We start from the raw sequence: 8783 nt of genomic DNA, 5'->3' as shown, positions 1-8783 counted from the left end.
TGGGAAACAAGGGGTTTCAGCCGGAGCGGGATTCCATTCTGCTGATTCATGGGGCGGCGGGGAGCCGCCTTTCATGGCTCGATCAGCTTCGCGGGCTGGACGGCGAGGTAAACGTTCTGGCGCCGGAGCTTCCGGGTCATGGCGACAGCGAAGGAGATCCTCTGGAATCGGCTCGTGCGTACGCGGAATGGCTCGAAAACCTGGCCGTTCTGATGGAACTGCCCCGGTGTTACGTTCTGGGACACTCCATGGGAGGCGCTATCGCCATCGAATGGGCTCTGAGCCGCCCTAACCGGTTCAAGGGGCTTATTTTGTCGGGCACAGGGGCTCGATTGCCGGTGCATCCCCAACTCTTGGCCGATCTTTCGAGCCGGTTCAGGGAAGCGGTGAAGACGATCGTCGAATCGTGCTTCGCGAAAGATGCTCCGAAGGAACTGCTTGAGAAAAGCCGATCTCTCCTGGAGCGGCGCCCGCCTGCAACGATGTACCGGGATTTCATGGTCTGCAATGAGTTTGACGCTGCCGATCGCGTGGAACATATAGAGATTCCCACGCTGATCATCTGTGGCGCGCTGGACGCTATGAATCCCCCCGAGTACAGCCGGTTGCTGCACGCCAAGATCCCAAATTCCGAGCTGACTAGTTTGGAGCATTCGGGACACATGCCTATGATTGAGGAAAGCCAAGTTTACAACCGAGTGCTTTTGGAATTTGCTCGACATACAAGTTCAAAGTAGAAAAATAGCTTAACTTTCCGCCCCAACCATGACGATATATAGATGTGAAGCGAGAAACGCCCCGATTTCGGCGTTGCGTTGTTTTTGACTCGCGACGACGAGTCCATCGGCAATGCATGTCTTGCAATTTGTAGGACAGAAGTGTACTATTGTATATGGTTGACGTAGATTTGCTCGCCGACTGGAGAAGGGCGTCTCAGCGGAACCTCGAATGAACAGATTTGTAGGGCGCTTTAACCGGACGCACGAGGAATGGTTGAAACCAAAATGGACTATCGAGCCGACGCCATCCCTGTTCGAACGGATCGACGGGGGATGGATCGAGGCTCTGGGAACGAAGAAAAGGGGGAACGCTCAATCGGGACGCGGCCGGATAATGGACTTGAGCTCCAGCAGGCGGTGGATGGTGTAGTGGGGTTCGGGATCGCCCGGAATCCAGGATAATGGCTTACCGTTGCTCAGAAACGCGGTGAGGGATCCCGCGCGGTGGCCTGCGATGACGTCGAAACGATAATCGCCGACGAAAAGGATTTCCCGGGGATCCACGCTCAGCCGTGCGGCGGCCAGAAGTACGCCGGCGGGGTCCGGTTTGGGAGGAGCCTCCGCTCGTGTCACGATGACGCCGAAGTCCCGTGCCGAGATTTCCTTGAAAGTGGTGAGAGTCAGGTAGACCGAGTTCGGTCCGTTCCGCGTGAGCAGCCCGAAAGGAATTCGGATGTGTTTGAGCCACAAAAGAAGCTCCAGAGCGCCTGTGTTGGGCCGGGAACGGCGCGCTGCTTCGAGCTCCATGGCTTCAAGGATGTCAAGGGCCCGGTGTTGGTCTTGGGGGTCCAGCCGGTCGATATACTCGAGGATGGGCTGATCCGAGGGGCAGCATAAACGAAGCCGGATCGCTTGAAAATCAATGGCTCCCGGAGCGGTCAGTGTGCCGTCGAAATCAAACAGTACAGCCCGGATCATGAATCCCGCCCAAGAAGGGATAGGTTATAAAGGACTTAATGCAACTGAACGCCATACATCATACACCAAAGGCAGGAAGAATCAAAGCGCTCGGACTGACCTCCGGGGGACTGGACAGTACCCTCGCCGCTTTAGTTATGAAGCGATTGGGGATCGAGGTGCTGCAAATCTGTTTCACAACCCCCTTTTTCAGCGACGAGAACGCGCGGCGAATGGCCGCACAGGCCGGCTTAGACCTGGAAAGCGTGGACATCACCAACGCACACATGCGTATGCTGCGGTCTCCCAAGTACGGGTATGGCCGGCACATGAATCCCTGCATTGATTGCCATACACTGATGGTTCGGTTGGCCGGAGAATTGCTGGCTGAAAAGAAAGCCGACTTCGTATTCACGGGGGAGGTCTTGGGGCAACGGCCCATGTCACAGAATCGGCAATCGCTCGCCGCGGTGAACAGGGGATCCGGCTTGAACGGCCTGCTGGTGCGGCCCCTGAGCGGACGATTACTGGACCCTACCGCGGCGGAACTGAAGGGATGGATCGACCGAGAACAACTTTTGGAATTTCAGGGACGGTCGCGAAAACCCCAAATGAGGTTGGCGGAAGAGCTGAATTTGAAGTGGTATCCTGCGCCGGCCGGCGGCTGCCTGTTGACCCAAGAGGTGTTCGCCAGACGCCTTAAAGATCTATTCCACTACCAGGGCGAGGATGTAGACACAAGTGAAATCGAACTCCTTAAGCTGGGTCGCCATTTGCGCTTTAACGATCGTGTGAAGGTTGTGGTGGGGAGGAATGAGTCGGAAAACGACCGCATGTTGGCTTTGAGGCTTCCGCAATCCGTGGTTCTGGGAACGGTGGACATTCCGGGTCCCCTGGTTGTGGCTTTCAGAGGGCTGGACCAGGAGCTGTTCGGAAAGGCCGCCGACTTGTGCGCCACATACAGCGATGCGAGCCGTACCGAGGCCGTGAGGGTCGAGGTGCGTATCGGAAGCACCAGTCAGTGGATTCAGGGGACGAGGGGCGATAGGGATTCCTATGGAGAGTTCCTGATTTGACGAAGGGCGACGGTACCCTGAATTTCAGTCTTGTTCTTTGGGATACGAAGGTGAACTCCGGCCAAAGAACCCTCTGAAGTCGGAGTGAACCAAACCGGGTGCATCTCCGTGACGCGTAAGTGGACTGAAGACGGTGGACGGCAAAGGGGATATTCATCGGGTTTGGTTCAATTCTTGCACTTTATCTTCGGCGGGAAAGTTTCCCAGCTTGAAAGAGAAGTTAAGGACCTGATGTACGGAAGGATGGGTCGTTATGGCAAAGCATGGGATTTCAGGAAAGGCGGAGTGCCTGAAAAACCGGAGTCAATCAGGAATCACTATTCCTGAATTGATGATTACCATTGCAGTTGCGGGAATCCTCGGGTTGGCTGCGATTACCTCCTACGGTGTATTCAGGGAGAAGTCTCGAATCAGTGGCGGCCAATGGCTGGTATATAATCTCCTCATGAGAACACGCTCCGAGGCGGTTACTCAGGGGAGAAGAGTAAGCACCGCGGATCTGCTGACGAGTCCCACCGGAACCACTCATGAAGCACCGACGTTGACGGCCTGGATCCAGAAAGAGGCCGGCTGTGACAAATACTCGGTTTATCCGAATTCAATTGCGTTCGATGGAAGAGGACTGTGCGTCAGTGGTGCGGGCGACACGCAGGTGACGGTGTCCGTGGGTTCAAAGAGCGGGACGGTGCTGATTTCAGCCGGCGGGGTCGTGAGTATACCTTGATGATGCTCAGGGGGGCAAAGGGAATGAAAGGGCGAAACGTTTTCCATCAAAAGGAAGCCGGGTTCACGTTGGTGGAGGTGGTCACCGGCATGTTGATCCTGGCTGTGGGGTTGCTTTCGGTGGCGACCATGCAGGCGTATTACCTGAAACAGACCTATGTGGCTCAAGAGACGTTCGCTGCGGACGGATTGGCCTCCCAGGTCTTGGAGATCGTTCTGAGCGATCCGGCGCTGGTCACGAGCATCAGCCGGCGGAATATTCGAACGTGTACCGGGACCGGATGGACCGGTCAGGTGTGCAACGCACTGAGAGAGGCACTGCTCAGGGACGGTAAGGAAGGCAGATTGAGGGACGCCGAAGTGGAACTTTCTTCCAGCGGCAGCGTGTGGACGGTTAACATTTCCTGGCGAGTGGGAACCGACTCTCGCCACGTCAGCTCATCCATAAGGTTATAGGATCATGGCAAAGGTCAGACGTCTTGTCAGGTTGGAGGCGGAACGGGGCTTTTCCCTGGTGGAAATGCTGGTGGCCATGTTCATCAGCGGTATCGTTCTGGGGAGCGTGGCATTGGTCATGGCAAACCATACCAAGAGTTATAAGTCCGGCAATGACCTCGTCGGCGCCCGGCAGAACGCGCGCTTGGCGCTTCTGATGATTCAGCGGGACATTCGCGCCGCGGGAAGCAACGTTTTTTTCGAGAAGAACCCCTTGGGTCCTGTGTATTGCGACGCAAACGCCTTGGATGCCGGAAGGGGGTATCCGATGTTGTCCGTGGGGGGGACGGGAGTCGGAGAACTGGCGGCTTACTTTATTCGAAGGCGTCCTCCATACCTGCCCGAGGAGATCGTAGCATCTCCATATCCGATGAACCAAACCACGACGAACGCCGACGGTTCCCTGGTCAATCAGACTCTGACGATTAATCGGTTATCGGGCGAGGCCTTCGAGACGAATTCGGCCATACATGGGATCGGAAGCTTCAGCACTCAGACCGTGAACCTGGACCCGAACATCGTGTCGGACGAGCAACCGAACCCGGACTGGCGGGCCGGCACGCTTCTTCTGATTATGGGCGACACGGAGTCCGGGAACATGGCGGTGGTGCGGGAAGTGACCGGCGGCGGTTTTCCCGCCTACAGCGTGGCTACGGGCGGCTCCGTATACAATTCCAATTTCAGCATCGGGACGGTAACCGCGGACGAGATCGTGGCAGGCGCCCGTATGGTGATGGAAGTGAACCGCAGGGTGCAGTATCGCCTGAATACCACCGACTCCAAGCTGACTTTTCAGGACTTGCTGTACGATAACAATCCAGCGACCATAATGAACGGTATTGCCGGACTGCGGCTGTTCATGGATACGGGAGGCGGATTCGTACCGTTCAGTCCGACGGCGCGTCCTACTGTGATCCGAATCGAAGTGGAAGCAGGGTTGCCCAGCGGAAAGTCGGTCAAAGTGTCCGGAATCGCCGAGATGAGAAATTTCTAAGCGCTTCCAGTGCAGGGAGGGCGTGATGGTAAGGGTGCGAAAGACGAAGAGATTCGAGAGAGAATCGGGCAGCACGATGGTCACCGCGCTCTGGGTGATGGTCATCTTATCTGTCATAGGCGCTGTAACCGCCGTGACGTCGACGAACGAGCAGCGATCCGTGGGAAATATTCACCGTGGAAATTTGGGGCTATACGCGGCGGAAGGCGGCTTGATGCGAACGGAGCACGATCTTGACGGCAAATGGTACACGGAACTAACCGGCATGTCGGGCCAGGTGGTAACGAATCGGGCCTCCTTGAACTGGGACCAGTGGGCTAGTTGGTCGAACCTTTCGGACAGCAGCGGCACGTATCGAGCGTATGTAAATCCCAACGAGTCCTTGGCGGTGATCGAGGTGTTACCCGAGGGAGTTCAGCTGAGTCGTGGTCGGACGTCACAAAGCCCTTACGACGAGAGTTGGGGGGCCACGCGGATTCTTTTGCGCTCCGTTGGGAGGGGCAAAGCTTCGTATAACTCGGTGAGGGTTCATCTGGACGCCCTGGCATTAAGTCTGAAAAAGCTGCCGTGAGAGAGCTATGTGGCGGGCATGCCGGGAGTCTGAAACCTAATCAGGGATTGAATGTCATGAGATGGGTCAAGGGTTTGAAGGTATTCAAGGGATCGAAGTTCGCAGGTGGAATGCTGGTCCTAAGTTTGGCGATCGGACTGGGCGCTTATGCGTGGGCGGCATGTCCGTTCGATCCGGAGTTGTGCCAGGTCCCCATTGTGGCCTCTTCGGTAATAACGGATCCTGACGGGTACCCCAACGTTTTGCTGGTGCTCGACATATCGGGATCCATGAACAACATCGATTGGGTCGACGGGTTCGATCCCAGAGGGACACCGGACCCCGCCGATCCGGGCTCGTTTATCGCTCACCCCGGGTATCAGTATTACAACTTCAATACGGGATCTTGGGACGGCCCCGTGAATCGTTCCGACCCTGAGGCGAACTGGGCGAATATGAACAAGGGCAGCGACATGTTCGCATACGTGGTCAGCAGTTCGACGGGCTACATTTATGCCCGTAGAGTGGGCGATACCGAATCACGACGATTGAAACTTCCGCTGCCGAGCGGGCTGTCTTATAGAAACTCTAGCGGAAACGGCGTTCGTTACGACGAACGATATCTCGGTTATTTATTCGCCAAATACGCTTACTCCGGGGACTATGCACACCAGCCGGACCCCACTTACTCCGAGCCGTACTATTCACCCTATTGGACGGTGTGGTCCCGGAACATCAGCAGCGAGGTGCCGAACACGTATCGTATGTACACGGCGAAAGAGGTGGTCAAACAAATCATCAACGCCCATGGGTCCAGACTACGTTTTGCTTTGATGCCGTTCAATTACAGCCAGGGGGGGTATATCCGCGCCAATTTCGGGAGTTCGATCGCGACCTTGACTTCTTCGGTGAACGGACTGACAGCCAGCACCTGGACGCCTCTAGGAGAAAGCGTATACGAATCCTATCGGGTTTTCGCTGGATTGGCTTCGAAGTACAACAGCGGAGTCAGCTATACGGAACCTATGAAGTACTACTGTCAGAAGAACTTCATGATCGTGGTGACCGACGGCGACGCCACGTACGACACAAACTACCCGTCCGGGCTTAAAGCAACGATCGACAGTTATTGCGAGAACGATGACTTCTGTAAGGCTTTGAGAAGCGAATGGGGGTACGGCGGCGCGGGGTTTCCCTGGTACGATGTGCCCACGAGCGACAACAACGCTACGGGAAAGACGATGATGGACGGCATGGGCTATTATCTGAACCGTTGCGTGGAATACGACAGCAGCTGGCCGGAAAAAGGGCCTGGAGCGGCGCAGAAAGCTTCTCCGGTGAAGACGTACACGGTGGGTTTCGCCATCGACCATCCTTTGCTGGACCGTACGGCGAAAATGGGGGATGGTATATACTATAAGGCGAACAGCGTCGAGGACCTGACGGAAGCTCTGACGTCGGCCATTGCGGACATATTGGATCGGTCCTACTCGGTTTCCGGATTGGCATTTTCGTCTCCCACCTATCGCGCAGGGGACACCTACGTGGTGACTACGCGGTTCAGGAGCGGCGACTGGTACGGTGATATTATCCGGGAAAACATCGAGATCGCCTGGGACAGTTACGGCGACGTGGTCAGCTATGGGTTTTCAAATCCCATTTTGGCTTCGAACAATCTTCCCGGGTGGCAGGAACGTGTGATCTATACGGACGATTCCGGCTCTATCGCCTTGGCCACCGCGGGGAATCTCGGGTTCGAGAACCTGCCGGGACACGAAAGCGATACTGATTACGGGCCGGCGCTGGTGGAATATCTTCGTGGAGACTCGAGCAACGAGGTCGCCGGGTACGGATTTCGACATCGCGAAGGGGGACTCGCGGACATCGTTCATTCGGCCCCTGCCGTGGATCTGGCGAACGACATGATCTATGTGGGTGGAAACGGTGGCGCTTTGCATGCCATCGAGCTGTCTACGATGCGGGAAAGATGGATGTACATTCCATCGCTGATCAAATCCCGGCTGATCGACGATCTTCCCGTAGGCGCCTATGTTGCGGCTCCAAGCTTCGAAGAAAACCATAAGTATACCGTGGACCTTTCGGCGAACCTCAAGGAGTTCGAGGTCGGGGGATCGACGAGGATCTTCGTTGTAGGCGGACTGCGCGGGGGTGGAGTCGGCTACTTCTGCCTGGACGTGACCAATCCCTACTCACCTTCGTTCAAATGGAAAATCGATGCGAGCGCCGGAGCGAGCCTTGGGTACTCGTTTTCGGAAGCTCAAGTATACTACTACCAGCCGCCGGGCACGGATAGCGACGATGCGAAGATACCGGTGATGTTTACAGGAAATGGGTATGGCTGCATTGGTGGGAACTCGGTGAGTGATCGGCTGCTGATGGTGGATCTGGATTCGGGGACGATCTTGGCCAACGTGCCTACCGGAGAGACCCACGGGGGCCTCAGCACGCCCGTGATCTATGCCCGGAGGAATGCGGCCAGAGCGGTGTATGCCGGGGATCTGGGTGGAAACGTGTGGAGATTCAAGCCGCCCTCGAGCGGAGGAGGAAATTGGACCGTAAACAAGCTGTGGGCTTTCGGGTCTCCTGTTACGGCGCAGTTGAATGTCAGCATGTGTCAGAATGTTCCCGTAGTGTTGGGTGGAACCGGGAAGTACCTTCAAACGGACGACGTCAACCAGACGTATGACAACTACATATTCGCTATTCGGGACCTGGACGGAACGGGTGAGGGATGGTGGAAGATCACCTTGTCCGGGGGCGAAAGAGTGGTCAGCACTCCGGAGGTGGTCTGGGGGGAGAGCTGGTTCGTGACGATGACTCCAGCAGGCGATGTGTGTTCGCAGGGGGGATCGAGCCGCATGTTTCGGGTGGCCATATGCCCGTCCGTGGACGAGGATAGCTACAGCGGGGGTGACGGGACCTGGCAGTTTTTGGAGGGCGATCTGATGCAACCCCCTGTGGCGGATCCCGACGATCCGAATCCGGACAGTCGGCCCCAGATGGAGGCGTACTCGCTGCCGTGGCTGGTGCTTTCGAATCCGAGAACGATCGAGGACGAAGAAGGACATACGGCCATCGTGGTTCAGGGAAGCATCACCGGAGACGATGAGTCGGGCGGTGTCGGCTCACAGAGTTTTGACGTGAAATCGGGAAAATCCCGTCCGATGAGCCTCCGTAGCTGGCAGACGCTTCGATGGATGCAGAACCTGGATCAATAACTGAGGTTAGGTAAGGATAAGGAGGCGGGT

General features: G+C 56.4%; 8 protein-coding genes. 7 read left to right on the top strand and 1 reads right to left on the bottom strand.

What is annotated here, in order from left to right:
- The coding region (locus HY788_24200) for an alpha/beta hydrolase (GenBank protein ID MBI4777247.1) at positions 1-737 on the top strand (737 nt) is incomplete at its 5' end.
- Between the two features lie 354 nt (positions 738-1091).
- Here the strand turns inward: HY788_24200 and HY788_24195 are convergent.
- Positions 1092-1697, bottom strand: coding sequence for an HAD family hydrolase (locus HY788_24195; GenBank protein ID MBI4777246.1), 606 nt, complete (start codon positions 1695-1697; stop codon positions 1092-1094).
- Between the two features lie 38 nt (positions 1698-1735).
- Between HY788_24195 and HY788_24190 the strand changes: the two genes are divergently transcribed.
- From HY788_24190 to HY788_24165, 6 genes are all read left to right on the top strand, one after another.
- Positions 1736-2752 (top strand): tRNA 4-thiouridine(8) synthase ThiI, encoded by a 1017-nt coding sequence (locus HY788_24190; protein ID MBI4777245.1) that lies wholly within the window; start codon positions 1736-1738, stop codon positions 2750-2752.
- Positions 2753-3005: 253 nt separating this feature from the next.
- A complete protein-coding gene (locus HY788_24185; protein MBI4777244.1) occupies positions 3006-3476 on the top strand; it encodes a prepilin-type N-terminal cleavage/methylation domain-containing protein in 471 nt (156 codons plus the stop codon).
- Between the two features lie 23 nt (positions 3477-3499).
- A complete protein-coding gene (locus HY788_24180; GenBank protein ID MBI4777243.1) occupies positions 3500-3931 on the top strand; it encodes a prepilin-type N-terminal cleavage/methylation domain-containing protein in 432 nt (143 codons plus the stop codon).
- A 4-nt stretch (positions 3932-3935) separates the two neighbouring features.
- The gene (locus HY788_24175; protein MBI4777242.1) at positions 3936-4964 is read left to right on the top strand and encodes a prepilin-type N-terminal cleavage/methylation domain-containing protein; all 1029 of its coding nucleotides are present in this window, start codon (positions 3936-3938) and stop codon (positions 4962-4964) included.
- A 25-nt stretch (positions 4965-4989) separates the two neighbouring features.
- Complete coding sequence (locus tag HY788_24170) at positions 4990-5535, top strand: pilus assembly PilX N-terminal domain-containing protein (protein ID MBI4777241.1); 546 nt, start codon at positions 4990-4992, stop codon at positions 5533-5535.
- A 56-nt stretch (positions 5536-5591) separates the two neighbouring features.
- Entirely contained in the window at positions 5592-8753 is a 3162-nt protein-coding gene (locus HY788_24165) for a hypothetical protein (GenBank protein ID MBI4777240.1), read from the top strand.
- The last annotated feature ends 30 nt before the right edge of the window (positions 8754-8783 follow it).

It is taken from the genome of Deltaproteobacteria bacterium (assembly GCA_016208165.1).
Taxonomy (GTDB): domain Bacteria; phylum Desulfobacterota; class Desulfarculia; order JACQYL01; family JACQYL01; genus JACQYL01.
Note: the sequence above shows the minus strand (reverse complement) of the source record. Positions and strands in the feature narration are given on the sequence as shown.

Bases quoted from the DNA above. Each gene is read 5' to 3' on its own strand.
- HY788_24195 (MBI4777246.1), bottom strand. From the start codon at position 1,697: ATGATCCGGGCTGTACTGTTTGATTTCGACGGCACACTGACCGCTCCG.
- HY788_24190 (MBI4777245.1), top strand. From the start codon at position 1,736: ATGCAACTGAACGCCATACATCATACACCAAAGGCAGGAAGAATCAAA.
- HY788_24185 (MBI4777244.1), top strand. From the start codon at position 3,006: ATGGCAAAGCATGGGATTTCAGGAAAGGCGGAGTGCCTGAAAAACCGG.
- HY788_24180 (MBI4777243.1), top strand. From the start codon at position 3,500: ATGAAAGGGCGAAACGTTTTCCATCAAAAGGAAGCCGGGTTCACGTTG.
- HY788_24175 (MBI4777242.1), top strand. From the start codon at position 3,936: ATGGCAAAGGTCAGACGTCTTGTCAGGTTGGAGGCGGAACGGGGCTTT.
- HY788_24170 (MBI4777241.1), top strand. From the start codon at position 4,990: ATGGTAAGGGTGCGAAAGACGAAGAGATTCGAGAGAGAATCGGGCAGC.
- HY788_24165 (MBI4777240.1), top strand. From the start codon at position 5,592: ATGAGATGGGTCAAGGGTTTGAAGGTATTCAAGGGATCGAAGTTCGCA.